Below are 14,506 nucleotides of genomic sequence, written 5' to 3'. Positions count from 1 at the left end.
AATGCTGCTCGGACAGGCCGGCTGCAAGCTGCCGGCCTGTCACGCTTCACCGTCGCCAAAATTACTTGCGGATGAGCGTGGAACTGAACGGCGCTGCTCACGCCGCTTTCAACCTCCCGCTGATGAAACGGAATTCCTGTGTCTTGCCGCCGTAGCCATAGGCGGCGGCCGGCACTTCGTGCACGAAGGCGTAGCTTTCTTCGTGCATCTCACCCAGCAAGCGGCCAAATGCGGCGAAGATCGCCTTGAGATAGGCTTCCAGCTCAAGCTTGGTGTTGGTGCCGTCGACCACCTTGATGTCGAGCCAGAAACTGTTGGCGCCATGCTCGGCCAGCGACTTGCCGCCGGCGAACCAGTGCTCGGCGTCATGATAGGATATGGCGACCGCGGTGATGGTCGCATCCTTGCGCAGATGCGTAGCGGTCAGTTCGGTCACCTGCTTGGCGATAGCGGCGGACAAAGCCGCATCGGGCTTGCCTGTGACGCTGACATTGATGATCGGCATAAATTTCTTTCCTCGGGTTACGCGGCATCTCTTCGCCGTGAGAAATCTTTGCCCTCGCTCTTCCATTATGAAAATCGAATTGTTTACATAGGACACTTTGATAATATCGAATTATGCCGATACTCGACCCTGACCTCCTCAAAACCTTTCTCGCCTTCGTCGATGGCGGCTCGCTGGCGCAGGCGGCGTCAATTGTCGGCCGCTCAGCGTCGGCGGTGACCACGCAGATGCAGCGGCTTGAGGATATTGTCGGCGAACCGCTTCTGGTGCCGCAGGGGCGGGGCCGCGGCCTGACGCCGGCCGGGGAGGATCTGGTCGGCCATGCCCGGCGCATCCTTGCTGTGCATCGCGAAGCGTGGCTGGCCCCTCAAGGGCGTGCGAGTCGATGGGCGCGTGGCCATAGGCACGACACAAGATTTCGCCGACAGCGGCCTCCCGGAGCTGCTCAGGGCCTTTGCCGCGAGCTATCCGCGCGTCAGGATCGAACTGCGCGTCGGCCCGCTCCGCCGAATTGGCCGAGGCACTGCGAACCGGCATCCTCGATCTGATGATCGCCATGCGACAGGCACCGGCGCCGGACGAGGTCGGCTTGTTCAGGGAGCCGATGCTCTGGCTCTGTTCCCAAAAGGGATTGGCCGCCCGCCAGGACGAGGTACCGCTGGCACTGCTCGATCCGCATTGCAGCTTTCGCGACGCGGCGATCGCAGCACTCGACACGGCCGGCCGCCGCTACCGCGTCGCCGCCGGCAGTGCCAGCCTGGCCGGGCTGCGCACGGCGGTGAATGCCGGCATTGCTCTGACGCTGCGGACGGCGCGCTTTGCCCATTCCGGCATCGTCGAGGCACCGCGCGACTTTGGGCTGCCGCAGGTTCCCATCGCCGAGTTCGCCATCCGGCTGCGCCAGGATGCCGAGCCGCCGGCACAGGAGCTGGCTGCGCTGTTCAGCGGCAACCTTGCCTTGGCGCAGGCTGATTTCGGAAAAGAAAAAGCCGACCTTGCGGTCGGCTATAGGTTAGACGGGCCGAGGGGTTTGGGGGACTTGGGATGACCCGTCGGCCTCAACAATGCCTGAACCCGATGATGGTTCCATGACTTTATAAATTATTTCAGGGGCAGATTTTCACAGGTAGAGCGTTGCCTCGCCGCTTGCCAGTCGCGCCCGGCATGGGCGAACACCGCGCAGAGCACGATTGCACCGCCGATCATGCTGGCGGCAGGCGGGACCTCGGCCAGGAACACGAAGGCGAACAGGATCGCGAACGGTACCTCAGCCGAGCCCAGCAGGCCGGATTCGGCGGCCGGGATGAGCCTCGCGCCCTCCGTCCACAGAATTGAGGCCAGCGCGAACGACATGCCGAAGGCGACGAGCAGCGCTGCGTCTCTGGCCGAGACCGCCAATGGATCGGTGACGAACCAGCCGAGCACGAACAAAACAAACGCCGACACCGCTCCGGCCCACACCACAGGCGTGTCGCGGAAAGCGCGCACCATGATCATGTAGAGGGCGCTGCCGATTGTCATCAGCAGCGCCAGCCCGTCGCCGAACAGATGGCCGGTACCGAAGCCGGACCAGACCATGATGGCCACGCCGCTGAGCGACACGGCGGCGGCGGCAAGCGTCTGCAGGCGGAAGCGCTCACGAACCAGCACGAAGGCAAGCAGCGCGGTGACAAAGGGTGCGGTGGCGTAGATGATCGCGACATTGGCGACGAAGGTGAATTTAAACGCCGAGATGAAGGCGATGCTGGCGAGCGCGCCCTCGACCGCCAACAGCCAGCCGCGCCAGCCGAGGCGCAGGCTTTCACGCCCACCGGAGCGGCGACGCCGCCAAAGCACATAGAGGCTGATCAGGATCGAGCCGACGAAGCCGCGCCAGCAGGTGATGGTCAGCGGGTCGGCATGGATCGACTTGGTCAACACGCCGGTGAGGCCGAACACCGCCGCCGACGCCGAAACCAGGATGATGCCAAGGGTGCGCTCGGCGGTGTCGGTGGTACCTGGCATGCTTAGGGATCCCGTCATATCGCCAGACTATGCTGCCTTGTCCTGACACTGTACCGTCAGCAGGGGTTGCCGGATCCTACAGCCGCTTGCGGAAATGTTCGTTGCCGATGATCAGCAGGCCGGCTGCGACAATCAGGGCGGCGGCGTACGCTACACGGGCGAAACCCTGCGCGGCGCTACGCCAGCGGTGAGCTTGCGTTAGGGCAGGCCTGGCGGCTGGGATATTCCGTCCTGCCGAACAGGACTCAGTTGCGCAACTCGATTCATCTCATCAACCCGATGCGTCAGTTCGATACGAAGTGACCATCACACGGCTCCCTGCGGAGCACGCCGTGAACATCCCTGTTGACCCGGCCCCTAGGTCAGCCCCGATAGAAAGTAGGCCAACAGCAACAAGGTGATTCATGAGCTCTTCCACCCAGTTCCTGAACGCTTCCGAAGCCGCCGGCCGGGTCGGTGTTTCGGCCATTATCGCGCAGGCGCGTGTCATCCTCTGCCTGCCAATCACAGCCCGCCAACGTACGTTGCCCTGGACCCCGGCACTCCCGGCTACGAGGCCGTCGCCACGTGCCTGGCGTCATCGCGTGGCGCCCCCAGGTTGCATGAAAGTCATCAGGTCTGACGACGCAGCAATGTCTGGACAGCTTGTCACTCCGATCCAAATGTCGTGAAATCGAGGTTTAGGCCGTACCGGTTCCATTCGAGTATCGGGACGAGCGATGAAAATGACGGTCGAAAGGATTCGAGATGGACGCCACCGGACTGAAAGCCATGCAGGCGCCGCTCAAGGAGGCCTATCGCGACGACGCATCGCGCGCGCTGATCACGCTTCGGGCCAAGGGCTCGATCGACGACCAGTCGATCGCCTGCAAGGTCGAGACGGGCAGGGCGCTCGCCGTTGCCGGCCTCCATCCGGCTACTGGCGGTTCGGGGCTCGAATTGTGCTCGGGCGACATGCTGCTAGAGGCCCTGGTCGCTTGCGCCGGCGTGACGCTGAAGGCAGTGGCGACGGCGCTGGAGTTCAAGCTCGGCGCCGCCACGGTGGAGGCCGAAGGCGATCTCGATTTTCGCGGCACCTTGGGTGTGGCAAGAGATGCGCCGGTCGGCTTCCGCGCCATCCGGCTGAATTTCGGCCTCGACACCGACGAGCCACAAGAGCGCGTCGACGCGTTGCTCAAGCTGACCGAACGGTACTGCGTGGTGTTTCAGACCATCAATACGAGGCCGGAACTGACGGTCAGCGCTCAGCGCTGAACGTGCGCCACCGGCTACTCACTTTCGCCCTCGTCGGCGAACGGCGAGGCGCTCGGCACACACTGCACCGACCAGCCGGCCGGCGTCGGCTGCTTCTGATATTCGGTGATGGCGGAGGTGCACTGTTCGCGGGTGTCGAACGTGCTGGGCAGCACCACCATGCCGCCTTGCGGACCCGCGATAACCAGATACCAGACCAACGCTACGCTCGAAGCCGCCATGGGATTTCCTCGCTTGTTGTGGGAGTCGTGCGATCCTATCAACTCCGGGCGATCGACGAAAGCGCGGCCAGACGCGGTGGTTCGCCACGGCATCACAGCCGTGCGATATCCTGTATTTGTTGGAACAGCTCAGTTCACGGCAAAGCAATAGAACAGGCCGTCGCCGCCGGTGCTCCTCAGCGCGTCCTGACTGCACCCGCCGCGTGAAGCGTGCGAGGAATTCCACGATTTGGCGGCGGCCGAATCGTCCAGGCCAGTGCGGTCGTGATGGCCCGTCATTGCCGCACCTTCTGCTCCGCTGAGCGTCCAGTCGCCGCAGGTTTGGTCGGCGATTTTCGTGCCGTCGGGCTTGGAGCCGGTCAGCACGTCGTGCCGGTTGGGCTTGTCGCCGCGGCCGTTGACCATTTCGCCCTTTTCGTCGAGCGCCGTCTGCTTGGTGATGGCGTTGGCATCGCTATGCAGCGAAGCGACATCGTCGGCGATCTTGACGCCCTTGGCGTTGAACCACGGTCCCTTGCCGATCCGGTCGCGCGCATCGGTGTCGCTGGTCGAGAGGTAGGCGCGCCATGTCTTGCCGCTGATGCCGGCGGCTTCAGCCAGCGACCCGCAATGCGCATCGGCACCCGCAAGGCCGCCGAGATCGGCGCCCTTGCCGGAGCCGACGCTGGTGACGAAGAAGCTCATTGTCGCATCCTGCGAGGATGCGACGCCGATGGCTGCCAGCGATGCAGCGGCGGTGACGAGAAGCAGTCTGCGCATGGTGGTCCTCCGTTTGCGAACATCAGGCATTCCAACAAGGTCGGTGGCGGTGCAATTCTTCCGCCAAATCGCGCGATGCGTCTACTCCGGCTGCCGGTAGGCAACAAAGCGGTTGTGCTTGGCCTGGAAGATCAGGCCGGTTTCCCTAAGCGCAGGGCTGGCCAGCGGCAGGATGCGTTTGGCGATCTCCTGGGGATGCGGCAGCGTTTCCGGATCCTCGCCGGGCACCGCCTGCGCCCGCATCGCGGTGCGGGTGGCGCCAGGATCGGCGGCGTTGACCCTGAGGGCCAAGTTCTCCGTCTCATGCGCCCAGGAACGCATCATGGTCTCGACCGCCGCCTTCGACGCCGCATAGGGCGCCCAGAAGGCTCGCGCCGAATGGGCGGCGTTGGAGGAAAGCACGATGGCGCGGCCGGCATCGGAGAGCCTGAGCAACGGATCGACCGAGCGGATCAGTCGCCATGTCGAGGTGACGTTGATGGTCATCACCTTTTCGAAGGTCTTGGCCTCGACATGACCGATCGGCGAGATGACGCCGAGCACTGCCGCATTGGCGACCAGGACGTCGAGCTTGCCCCAGCGCTCGTGGATGGCGCCGCCCAGCCGGTCGATGCCGGCCATGTCGGCGAGGTCGAGCGGCACAAGCGTGGCTTGTCCGCCCGTTGCCTTGATCTGGTCGTCGAGTTCCTCCAGTCCGCCGACGGTGCGGGCAACCGCGATGACATGCGCTCCGGCGGCGGCAAGTTCCAGGGCGATGAAGTAGCCGATGCCGCGCGAGGCACCGGTGACGACCGCGACGCGGCCGGAAAGGTCGAGGGCAGGGGTCACCGGGCAGCTCCGAAGGTTAGCGCTCTATGATGTCCGGCAGGACAGAGGGGCGCGACACAGCAATCGCGACGAAATTTGCAAACCGGCGAAATTCGCGGGTTCCAGCAAGACCTACGCCCCGCCCGCCGCCAGCAGCGACAGCGTGCGCACATTGTCCGAACCTTCGAAGTCGGCGAGCCGGGTCGGATATTGCCCGGTGAAGCAGGCGTCGCAGAATTGCGGCTGCTCATTGTCGCGACCGGCCTCGCCGACGGCGCGGTAAAGCCCGTCGATCGACAGGAATCCAAGCGAATCTACGCGGATAAACTCGGCCATCTCTTCCACCGACATGCGCGACGCCAGCAGCTTCGACTTTTCCGGCGTGTCGACGCCGTAGAAGCAGGAGGCGCGCGTCGGCGGCGAGGCGATGCGCATGTGCACTTCCTTGGCGCCGGCATCGCGCACCATCTGCACGATCTTCTGGCTGGTGGTGCCGCGCACGATCGAATCGTCGACCAGCACCACGCGCTTGCCTTCGATCATGCGGCGGTTGGCGTTGTGCTTGAGCTTGACACCCATGTGGCGGATCGAATCGCCAGGCTGGATGAAGGTGCGGCCAACGTAGTGATTGCGGATAATGCCGAGCTCGAACGGGATGCCCGCGGCCTGCGAAAAGCCGATCGCGGCCGGGGTGCCGCTGTCCGGCACCGGCACGACGATGTCGGCATCGACTGGGCTTTCCAGCGCCAGCTCCGCGCCGATGCGCTTGCGCACCTCGTAGACATTGCGGCCTTCGACCGATGAATCCGGGCGTGCGAAATAAACATATTCGAAGATGCAGAAGCGGGTCTTCTGCGGCTCGAACGGAAACAGGCTCTCGATGCCCTTTGTGGTGACGACGACCATCTCGCCGGGCTTCAGGTCGCGCACGAAACGGGCGCCGGTGATGTCGAGCGCGCAGGTTTCGGAAGCCAGGATCCAGGCGCCGTCGAGATCGCCGAGCACCAGCGGGCGAATGCCGAGCGGATCACGGCAACCGATCATCTTCTTGGAAGTCATCGCCACCAGCGAGAAGGCGCCTTCGACCTGGCGCACCGCATCGATGAAGCGCGAGTTGAGATCGCGTTCCCTGCTGGTGGCGACCAGATGCAGCAGCGTCTCGGTGTCGGAGGTCGACGAGAAGATCGCGCCTTGTTTCTGCAGCGCGCGCTGCACAGTCATGGCGTTGGTGAGGTTGCCGTTGTGGGCGACGGCGAACCCGCCATCGGCGAGCTCGGCGAAAAACGGCTGGATGTTGCGCTGGCCGGCGCCGCCTGTGGTGGCGTAGCGCGTGTGGCCGATCGCGCGGTTGCCTTGCAAGCTGTCGATGACGCGCTGCTTGGTGAAGGTGTCGCCGATCAGGCCGACATGATGTTCGACATGGAACTGGGTGCCGTCATAGGAAACGATACCGGCCGCTTCCTGGCCGCGATGCTGCAACGCATGCAGGCCGAGCGTGACGATAGCCGCGGCGTCCTGCCGGCCAAAAATACCGAACACACCGCATTCGTCATGGAAATGATCGTCAGCTTCGGCGGAAAGCACGTCGTCTGCGTCTGCCATCTTCAGCTCCGCTAAAGTCGCTATATAGTGTGATGACTGCCCGAGAGCAACGTAGAGTTTGCGGCTTTCACATGATCGTCAGTTTGCCGGCGCCGGATTGGCCGGTGTATTGTCGGCCGGTGGCGCGTCGGTCGCGCTCCCGTCGAGCGCCGGAGCATCGTCGCCGGCTGCCGGCGCGTCGGCCGCCGGAGGCGTCTCGGCTCCGGTCTCGGGCGCCGGCTGATTCGGATTGAGCCTGTTGAGGATCGCGTTCTCCGGATCCTCGGGCAGAAGGCTTTCGAGCTTGGCGCCGATCGATTCGAGCAGCGGCCGCGACTTGGCGTTGGCGACCCAGCCCGGAGCCTTGGGGCCGGCCAGCCAGTTGAAGAACAGCAGGGCCACCGCGACGACCAGTATGCCGCGCGCCGCGCCATAGAGGAAACCGAGCGTGCGGTCGAGCGCGCCGACCCTGGAATCGATGATCCAGTCGGCGAGTTTCATGGTGATGACGGAGACGACAATCAGCGCGACGATGAAGACGATGCCGGCGGCCACCACCATGGCAATCTTCTCATTGTCGACATAGGGCTGAACGTAAGGCAGGACCGGTTGGTAGAAGAAGAACGCCGCAGCCGCCGCCGCTATCCAGGAGACGACGGAGAGGATCTCGCGCGAAAAGCCGCGAACCATGGCGAGCATCGCCGAGACCAAGGTGAAGCCGACGAGAATTCCGTCAAGCAGCGTAATCGGCATGTCTTTTGCCCCACTCCATGAGCCGCACTATAGCGTGGAGCATCGGATTATCCCAAAACCGGTTCCCACTTTTGGGTCCGATGCTCTAGTCTTGCTCGTCGGCGCGGCTGCGCCGTGAGCCGGCTATGCGCGCCACGAGATCGGCAAGCTCGGTGGGCTGGAAAGCGCCGGCCCCTATCCCGCCGGCAAGTTCCTCGCTGCCCAAGGGCAGAACCGCGCTTCCAAAACCCAGCTTTTCGGCTTCCTTCAGGCGCTGCTGCGCATGCGCAACCGGCCTCACGGCGCCCGAAAGGCTGATTTCGCCGAAATAGACGCAATCGGCGGGAAGGGCAAGGCCGGTGAGCGAGGAAACCAGTGCGGCCGCTACCGCCAGATCGGCAGCCGGCTCCGAGATACGGTACCCGCCGGCGACGTTGAGATAGACGTCATGGGTGCCAAAGCGGGCGCCGCAATGGGCTTCGAGAACGGCGAGGATCATCGACAGCCGGGCCCCGTCCCAACCGACGACGGCGCGGCGCGGCATGCCCAGCGACGATGGCGCCACCAGCGCCTGGATCTCGACCAGCACCGGCCTTGTGCCTTCCATCCCGGCGAAAACCGCGGCGCCCGGCGCTTTCGCGTGGCGTTCGCCGAGAAAAAGCTCGGACGGATTGGCGACCTCGCGCAGGCCCATATCAGACATTTCGAAGACGCCGATCTCGTCAGTCGGTCCGAAGCGGTTCTTGACCGTGCGCAGGATGCGGTAGTGGTGGCCGCCTTCGCCCTCGAAATAAAGCACCGCGTCGACCATGTGCTCGACAACGCGCGGCCCGGCGATCTGGCCTTCCTTGGTGACGTGGCCGACCAGCACGATCGCCGCTCCTGTGGATTTCGCATAGCGGATCATCGCCTGGGCGGCGGCGCGCACCTGGGTGACCGTGCCGGGCGCCGAATCGGCCAGGTCGGTCCACAAGGTCTGGATCGAATCGAGGATCACCAAGTCCGGCCGCCTGCCGTCGGCGATGGTGGCGAGGATGTCCTCGACATTGGTTTCGGCGGCAAGCTCCACCGGGGTCGAGGCGACGCCGAGCCGCTGCGCACGCAGCCTGATCTGGGCAACCGCCTCTTCGCCCGAGACATAGACGATGCGGTGGCCCCTGGACGCCAGGGCTGCGGCAGCCTGAGTGAGCAGCGTCGACTTGCCGATACCGGGATCGCCGCCGACCAGTAAGGCCGAGCCGCGCACGAAGCCGCCGCCGGTGGCGCGGTCGAGTTCGCCGATGCCGGAGACGATACGCGGCGTATCCTCGATATCGCCGGATAAAGTCGTCAGCACCACGGCGCGGCCCTTGCGGGCATTGCGAGAGTTGGCCGGACCCGAGCCGATGCCGCCGGCGGTGCCTTCCTCGACCAGCGTGTTCCACTCGCCGCAGGCATCGCATTTGCCGGCCCAGCGCTGATGCACCGAACCGCAATTCTGGCAGATGAACTGGATGCGCGATTTGGCCATCAGTTTATTGATTCCAAGAGGTATTTGGAGCGATCCCAATAAACCGGCAAAGCCTCTTCGATCGCATCGAAATGGACGCGACGTTGTCCGTTGCTCTGAGCCCAACTGTCCTGTGCCGACCAACACGCATAAATGAATAAACTGACCGCAAATTCATTCTCTCGCCTGACTTCTTCGTGCAGCGTCTCTAGCAAGCTCATAAGTCCTGTCGAAAGGCGGCGATCGTGGCGCTGATGCATCAAATGGAAAGCGCACCCGATCGCAGCCACGGAGGTGTCATGCCGAGATTCCACCAACCAGAGAGCCAAAAAACTCAGCAGATCGTTGATATCGGAAGCTGTTCCCAAGCGCCAAATGCGATAGAGGCCGCTCACTGCGGCACTGCGGGCGTAGTCATCAGCATGTTCGGTAAGGAATTTCCTCACCAATCTAACGTTCTCGGGCGTCGAATCGCTAGAGTAACAAAACACTAGTATCGCGGCGTGTGATTCCGGGAGAGAAACTGAACCCCTCGATTTCAAATAGTCGGTAAGTTGGATGCGTTCGTCCGCAGAGATTTCGTACCCTTCAAATTTCATCTTCTGATAGATATCGCTAAAATCCAACCGGCTGCTCCGAAATCAAGGGCTACTCAAACCTCTCCGCAATATGATGCTCCTCAGCGAGGTCGGAGAAGCGGGTGAATTCGCCCTGGAAGGCGAGGCTGACGGAGCCGGTCGGGCCGTGGCGCTGCTTGGCGACGATGACCTCGGCCTTGCCGCGCATCTCGTTCATCTCGTTTTCCCATTTGATGTATTCGTCGGTGCCGGGCTTCGGCTCGCGGTTCTTCAGATAGTATTCCTCGCGGTAGACGAACATCACCACGTCGGCGTCCTGCTCGATCGAACCGGATTCGCGCAGATCTGAGAGCTGCGGGCGCTTGTCGTCACGGCTTTCGACCTGACGCGACAACTGCGACAGCGCGATGATCGGCACGGCAAGCTCCTTGGCCAGCGCCTTCAGGCCGGTGGTGATCTCGGTGATCTCCTGCACACGGTTCTGCGAGGATTTGGCGCTCGACCCCTGCATCAACTGGATATAGTCGATGACGATGACGTCGAGGCCGCGCTGGCGCTTCAGCCGCCGCGCGCGCGCTGATAGCTGGGCGATCGAGATGCCGCCGGTCTGGTCGATGAACAGCGGGATCTTCTGCATGGTCTGCGAACAGGCGACCAGCTTTTCGAAGTCCATCTCGCTGATCTCGCCGCGGCGAATTTTCGACGACGGGATTTCGGTCTGCTCGGAAATGATGCGGGTAGCGAGCTGTTCCGACGACATTTCGAGCGAGAAGAAGCCGACGACGCCGCCATTGGCCGCCTTGAACGAGCCGTCGGCCTGTTGTGCCGGCACATAGGCTTCGGCGATGTTGAAGGCCATGTTGGTGGCAAGCGAGGTCTTGCCCATGCCGGGGCGGCCGGCGATGATGATCAGATCGGATGGCTGCAGGCCGCCCATGCGGCGGTCGAGATCGCGCAGGCCCGTGGCGACGCCCGACAGGTGCCCGTCGCGCATATAGGCGGCGTTGGCCATGTCGACGGCGGTTTTGACCGCGTCGGTGAAGCTCTCGAAGCCGCCATCGTAGCGGCCGGTCTCGGCCAGTTCGAATAGGCGCCGCTCGGCATCCTCGATCTGCTCGGACGGCGACATGTCGACTGGCGCGTCGTAGGCGATGTTGACCATGTCTTCGCCGACGGTGATCAGTGCGCGTCGCGTGGCGAGATCATAGATGGCACGGCCGTAGTCGGCGGCGTTGACGACGGTCACCGCTTCGACGGCCAGCCGTACGACATATTGAGCAACCGTCATGTCGCCGACCTTCTCGTCGGCAGGCAGGAAGGTCTTCAGCGTGATCGGTGTCGCAATCTTGCCCATACGGATGAGTTCGGCGGCGACTTCGAAGATTTTTCTATGCAGCGGCTCGTAAAAATGGCCGGATTTCAGGAAATCCGAGACGCGGTAGAAAGCATCGTTGTTGACGAGGATGGCGCCGAGCAGCGCCTGCTCAGCTTCAATGTTGTTCGGTGCCTCGCGATAGAGCGGTGTTTCCGCCACGCCGAATTTTCGTGCTGCCTCTGCCATGATGTCCCCGATTTCGATCCCGGCTCCTCGATATCAGAATGGGAAAAATCAGTGCTGACTTATCTGCAACAGTACGTGTCCAACCGGCTTTGATGCCCACTGTTCACAGGAATGATAAACCGTCCACAGCACGGAATTCCCGTGCTCCGATTCCGGTTGACTCGGTAAGGTCGTGATTCTGCGCGATAGCTAGAACAAACGAAGAACAAAATCAAGTGTGTAGTGGACGCGGGCCGAAGCCGCTAGACGGAATCACCCCAGTCCAGCCGCCGCGCCGCCTTGAACCAGTTCACCGTGGCGCTTGGTGAACAGTTTCTCGTCGGCACTGCCGTCCTTTTCGCAAAGTTTCAGCAGGACCTTGCCGGAGCCCGATTTCGGCGGTGCGATCACACGTGCCTGCGGTGGGGCAACAGCTTGGCGGGAGGCGGCGATGTAGATGAATTTCTCGTCCTCCCATGGCACGTCGGCGTCTTTGGCCAGCCGGTGCAGGCGCGAACGCGCGACACGGCGCGAAAAATGGCACCAGTCGGGCGGCACGAGCGGGCAGGGAGCCTCATGCGGGCAAGGCGCAAGCACATGCGCGCCCGCCTCGACCAGCTGCCGGCGCACGGCAAGGATGCGCTGCCATCCGGCCGGCGTGCCCGGCTCGACGACCAGCAGCGTGTTGTCGGTCAGGTGCCAGAGCCGGTCGATGAGTTTTGGCAGCGACGCTGGTCCGATCTCGTCCAGCACATAGGCGCAGGTGACCAGCTCGGCCGGCTTGAGATCGGCGAGATCGAGGGTGACATCGCCGGCCTGCCAGGCGACCATGGCCGTCATCGCCTCAGTGGCAAGCGCCTCGCCGACCCGGCGCACCGCGGCGCTCGCCTCGATGAGCACCGCCTGCTCGAGGTCGGGCCAGACATCGAGCGCGGCCCAGAGCACCGTACCAGGGCCGGCGCCTATATCGAGCAGGGTTTTCGGAGCATAATCGGGTCTTGCCTCGCTGAGCACATCGAGGCTGGCACGGACGGCGGCATAGGTCGCCGGCAGCCGCGTCGCCAGATAGGCCTTGACCGCCATCTCCTCGGCCATGTGCAGGCGGCCGTCGCGCAGTTCGGCGCGGTAACGGTCCGACAGCGTTTTTGCCGCTTGCTTCAGCGTCGGCAGCGGCACTTTTTCGAGGAGGCGCTCGACGCCCTGTCGAAGCGGGATAGGCAGTTCCATAGCTCAGGCACCCCGAGGTGCGAGCAGGATGACCGAGGTGCCGACGATGCAGAGCGCGGACCCGGCAAGATCCCAACGGTCGGGACGCACGCCTTCCACCAGCCACAGCCATCCGAGCGAGGCGGCGATGTAAATGCCGCCATAGGCTGCATAGGCACGGCCCGCCGCGCTGACGTCTACCAGCGCCAGCAGGAAGCCGAACAATGCGAGCGAGGCCAGGCCTGGCGCCAGCCACAGCAGCGACTTTTCCAGCCGCCACCACGCCCAGATCGAAAAGCAGCCGGCGATCTCGGCGAGGGCAGCAACGATGAAGATGAGATAGGTCATGAAAAAGGTCTCGCGGCGACGACGAGACCTTTTTCAGCGTGCGGGCCGGCAAAGGCAAGCCGCAATGGGGCGATCGCCGGCAGTCTATTCCGTATCCGCCACCTTGCGCCGCCGCGCGGGCTTGGCGGTAGGGGCTTTTGGGCGATGTCCCATGTCGCGCATCTCCAGCGCCTTCTCGCATTTGGCCATATAGTCGCGAGACATCGGCAGCGTGTCGTTCTTCTTGGCGATCTGGATTTGGAAGATCACCAGATCCTGCCAGCGGAAGGCGGCTTCCGAGGCTGCTAGGTAGAACTCCCACATACGGCAGAAACGCTCGTCGTAAATCGCCTTGGCCTTGTCGCGGTTTGCGGCGAAGCGCTCGCCCCAGTGCTTCAGCGTGTCGGCATAATGCAGCCGCAGGATTTCGATGTCGGTGACGATGAGGCCCGACTTTTCGATCGCCGGCATCACTTCCGAGAGCGAGGGGATATAGCCGCCCGGGAAGATGTATTTGCGGACGAAGGCGCTGGTTGCCCACGGCACGCCGGAGCGGCCGATCGTGTGCAGCAGCATGACGCCGTCCGGCTTCAAGAGCGTCGCCGATTTGTCGAAGAAGGTGCGGTAGTGGTTGACGCCGACATGCTCGAACATGCCGACCGAGACGATGCGGTCGAAGCGCTCGTTGAGCTCGCGATAATCCCTCAATTCGAAATGCACGCGGTTTTCCAGGCCTTGCGCATGGGCGCGGTCGGTGGCGACGCCATGCTGCTCGGTCGACAACGTCACACCTTGCACGTCTACGTCGAAGGACTTGGCGAGATAGAGGCCGAGCCCGCCCCAGCCGGAGCCGATGTCGAGCACCGTCTGACCGGCCTTCAGCCTGAGCTTGGCGGCGATGTGGCGCTTCTTGGCGGCCTGCGCTTCGTCGAGCGTCATGTCCGGCCGCTCGAAATAGGCGCAGGAATACTGCATGTCCTCGTCCAGGAAGAGCCGGTAGAGTTCGCCCGATAGATCGTAGTGGCGCTGCACGTTGCGGCGCGCGCGCGCCGCCGTGTTGATCTGCTGCAGGCGGCGGAAGGCGTGGCGCAGGCCCTCGATTGCCTTCGACCAGGTGGCATCGATGCCGCCGCTACCCATGTTCTGGAAAGCGATACGCATCACCCCCAGCACGCCGCCCTCGAGTATGTCGAGTTCGCCGTCCATGTAGGCCTCCGGCACCGCCAGCATCGGATCGAAGGCGATGGCGCGCTCAGCATGCGCGGTCTTGATGTGCATGTGCACCGGATCGCCAGTGCCGTCGCCGAAAATCACCGAGCGGCCTTTCGGTCCGGTGACTTTGAGGTTGCCGGTGCGCACCAGGCGGTCGAGAATGCGTCTCAGCAGAATATTCATGACCAATATCCCCTCTCGGCCAGACACGCTGGCTCGGCGCATGACCCCGAAAATCGGATTCGATTTTCGGAAAGGATCATGCGCCAAACCAAAGTTCTACAGCTTCCT

Annotated in this window: 13 protein-coding genes and 2 pseudogenes; 2 read left to right on the top strand and 13 right to left on the bottom strand. The window is 63.4% G+C overall.

What is annotated here, in order from left to right:
- Nucleotides 1–97 precede the first annotated feature (97 nt).
- Nucleotides 98–505 (bottom strand): 4-oxalocrotonate tautomerase family protein, encoded by a 408-nt coding sequence (locus EOA78_RS01210; RefSeq protein WP_127313509.1) that lies wholly within the window; start codon nucleotides 503–505, stop codon nucleotides 98–100.
- 113 nt (nucleotides 506–618) lie between these two features.
- On the opposite strand from EOA78_RS01210, the pseudogene EOA78_RS01205 reads away from it, so the two are divergent.
- Nucleotides 619–1,553, top strand: a pseudogene (locus EOA78_RS01205) (LysR substrate-binding domain-containing protein).
- 53 nt (nucleotides 1,554–1,606) lie between these two features.
- Here EOA78_RS01205 and EOA78_RS01200 read toward each other — a convergent pair.
- A complete protein-coding gene (locus EOA78_RS01200) occupies nucleotides 1,607–2,509 on the bottom strand; it encodes a DMT family transporter (protein WP_127313508.1) in 903 nt (300 codons plus the stop codon).
- Between the two features lie 747 nt (nucleotides 2,510–3,256).
- On the opposite strand from EOA78_RS01200, the gene EOA78_RS01190 reads away from it, so the two are divergent.
- Entirely contained in the window at nucleotides 3,257–3,763 is a 507-nt protein-coding gene (locus EOA78_RS01190) for an OsmC family protein (RefSeq protein WP_127313507.1), read from the top strand.
- Nucleotides 3,764–3,777: 14 nt separating this feature from the next.
- Here the strand turns inward: EOA78_RS01190 and EOA78_RS01185 are convergent, their stop codons facing one another.
- The 11 genes and pseudogenes from EOA78_RS01185 to EOA78_RS01135 all read right to left on the bottom strand — a co-directional run bounded on the left by EOA78_RS01185 (nucleotide 3,778) and on the right by EOA78_RS01135 (nucleotide 14,398).
- Nucleotides 3,778–3,984, bottom strand: coding sequence for a hypothetical protein (locus EOA78_RS01185; protein WP_065009862.1), 207 nt, complete (start codon nucleotides 3,982–3,984; stop codon nucleotides 3,778–3,780).
- A 129-nt stretch (nucleotides 3,985–4,113) separates the two neighbouring features.
- Nucleotides 4,114–4,743, bottom strand: a complete 630-nt coding sequence (locus tag EOA78_RS01180) for a hypothetical protein (protein ID WP_127313506.1) — start codon at nucleotides 4,741–4,743, stop codon at nucleotides 4,114–4,116.
- Between the two features lie 81 nt (nucleotides 4,744–4,824).
- Nucleotides 4,825–5,571, bottom strand: a complete 747-nt coding sequence (locus EOA78_RS01175) for an SDR family NAD(P)-dependent oxidoreductase (protein ID WP_127313505.1) — start codon at nucleotides 5,569–5,571, stop codon at nucleotides 4,825–4,827.
- Nucleotides 5,572–5,682: 111 nt separating this feature from the next.
- The gene (purF, locus tag EOA78_RS01170) at nucleotides 5,683–7,152 is read right to left on the bottom strand and encodes an amidophosphoribosyltransferase (RefSeq protein WP_127313504.1); all 1,470 of its coding nucleotides are present in this window, start codon (nucleotides 7,150–7,152) and stop codon (nucleotides 5,683–5,685) included.
- A 78-nt stretch (nucleotides 7,153–7,230) separates the two neighbouring features.
- Nucleotides 7,231–7,884: a CvpA family protein gene (locus tag EOA78_RS01165; protein ID WP_127313503.1), complete on the bottom strand. Its 654-nt coding sequence runs from the start codon at nucleotides 7,882–7,884 to the stop codon at nucleotides 7,231–7,233.
- A gap of 85 nt (nucleotides 7,885–7,969) precedes the next feature.
- Nucleotides 7,970–9,373, bottom strand: coding sequence for a DNA repair protein RadA (gene radA / locus EOA78_RS01160; protein WP_127313502.1), 1,404 nt, complete (start codon nucleotides 9,371–9,373; stop codon nucleotides 7,970–7,972).
- Nucleotides 9,373–9,978, bottom strand: coding sequence for a hypothetical protein (locus EOA78_RS01155; RefSeq protein WP_127313501.1), 606 nt, complete (start codon nucleotides 9,976–9,978; stop codon nucleotides 9,373–9,375). The genes radA and EOA78_RS01155 overlap by 1 nt, the downstream gene beginning before the upstream one ends.
- A gap of 22 nt (nucleotides 9,979–10,000) precedes the next feature.
- The gene (locus EOA78_RS01150; RefSeq protein WP_065009846.1) at nucleotides 10,001–11,491 is read right to left on the bottom strand and encodes a replicative DNA helicase; all 1,491 of its coding nucleotides are present in this window, start codon (nucleotides 11,489–11,491) and stop codon (nucleotides 10,001–10,003) included.
- Nucleotides 11,492–11,733: 242 nt separating this feature from the next.
- A pseudogene (locus EOA78_RS01145) lies at nucleotides 11,734–12,697 on the bottom strand (small ribosomal subunit Rsm22 family protein).
- Between the two features lie 3 nt (nucleotides 12,698–12,700).
- Entirely contained in the window at nucleotides 12,701–13,024 is a 324-nt protein-coding gene (locus EOA78_RS01140) for a YnfA family protein (protein WP_127313500.1), read from the bottom strand.
- Nucleotides 13,025–13,108: 84 nt separating this feature from the next.
- On the bottom strand, nucleotides 13,109–14,398 hold the full coding sequence (locus EOA78_RS01135; RefSeq protein ID WP_127313499.1) for a cyclopropane-fatty-acyl-phospholipid synthase family protein: 1,290 nt from the start codon (nucleotides 14,396–14,398) through the stop codon (nucleotides 13,109–13,111).
- Between the last annotated feature and the right edge of the window lie 108 nt (nucleotides 14,399–14,506).

The organism is Mesorhizobium sp. M5C.F.Cr.IN.023.01.1.1, assembly GCF_003997585.1.
Classification (GTDB): Bacteria; Pseudomonadota; Alphaproteobacteria; order Rhizobiales; family Rhizobiaceae; genus Mesorhizobium; species Mesorhizobium wenxiniae.
This window is presented reverse-complemented; position numbering and strand designations above follow the sequence as displayed.

Excerpts from the sequence above, each read along its gene's own strand:
- EOA78_RS01180 (WP_127313506.1), bottom strand. The coding sequence starts at position 4,743 with ATGCGCAGACTGCTTCTCGTCACCGCCGCTGCATCGCTGGCAGCCATC.
- EOA78_RS01135 (WP_127313499.1), bottom strand. The coding sequence starts at position 14,398 with ATGAATATTCTGCTGAGACGCATTCTCGACCGCCTGGTGCGCACCGGC.
- EOA78_RS01210 (WP_127313509.1), bottom strand. The coding sequence starts at position 505 with ATGCCGATCATCAATGTCAGCGTCACAGGCAAGCCCGATGCGGCTTTG.
- EOA78_RS01190 (WP_127313507.1), top strand. The coding sequence starts at position 3,257 with ATGGACGCCACCGGACTGAAAGCCATGCAGGCGCCGCTCAAGGAGGCC.
- EOA78_RS01185 (WP_065009862.1), bottom strand. The coding sequence starts at position 3,984 with ATGGCGGCTTCGAGCGTAGCGTTGGTCTGGTATCTGGTTATCGCGGGT.
- EOA78_RS01165 (WP_127313503.1), bottom strand. The coding sequence starts at position 7,884 with ATGCCGATTACGCTGCTTGACGGAATTCTCGTCGGCTTCACCTTGGTC.
- EOA78_RS01200 (WP_127313508.1), bottom strand. The coding sequence starts at position 2,509 with ATGCCAGGTACCACCGACACCGCCGAGCGCACCCTTGGCATCATCCTG.
- purF (WP_127313504.1), bottom strand. The coding sequence starts at position 7,152 with ATGGCAGACGCAGACGACGTGCTTTCCGCCGAAGCTGACGATCATTTC.
- EOA78_RS01150 (WP_065009846.1), bottom strand. The coding sequence starts at position 11,491 with ATGGCAGAGGCAGCACGAAAATTCGGCGTGGCGGAAACACCGCTCTAT.
- EOA78_RS01140 (WP_127313500.1), bottom strand. The coding sequence starts at position 13,024 with ATGACCTATCTCATCTTCATCGTTGCTGCCCTCGCCGAGATCGCCGGC.
- radA (WP_127313502.1), bottom strand. The coding sequence starts at position 9,373 with ATGGCCAAATCGCGCATCCAGTTCATCTGCCAGAATTGCGGTTCGGTG.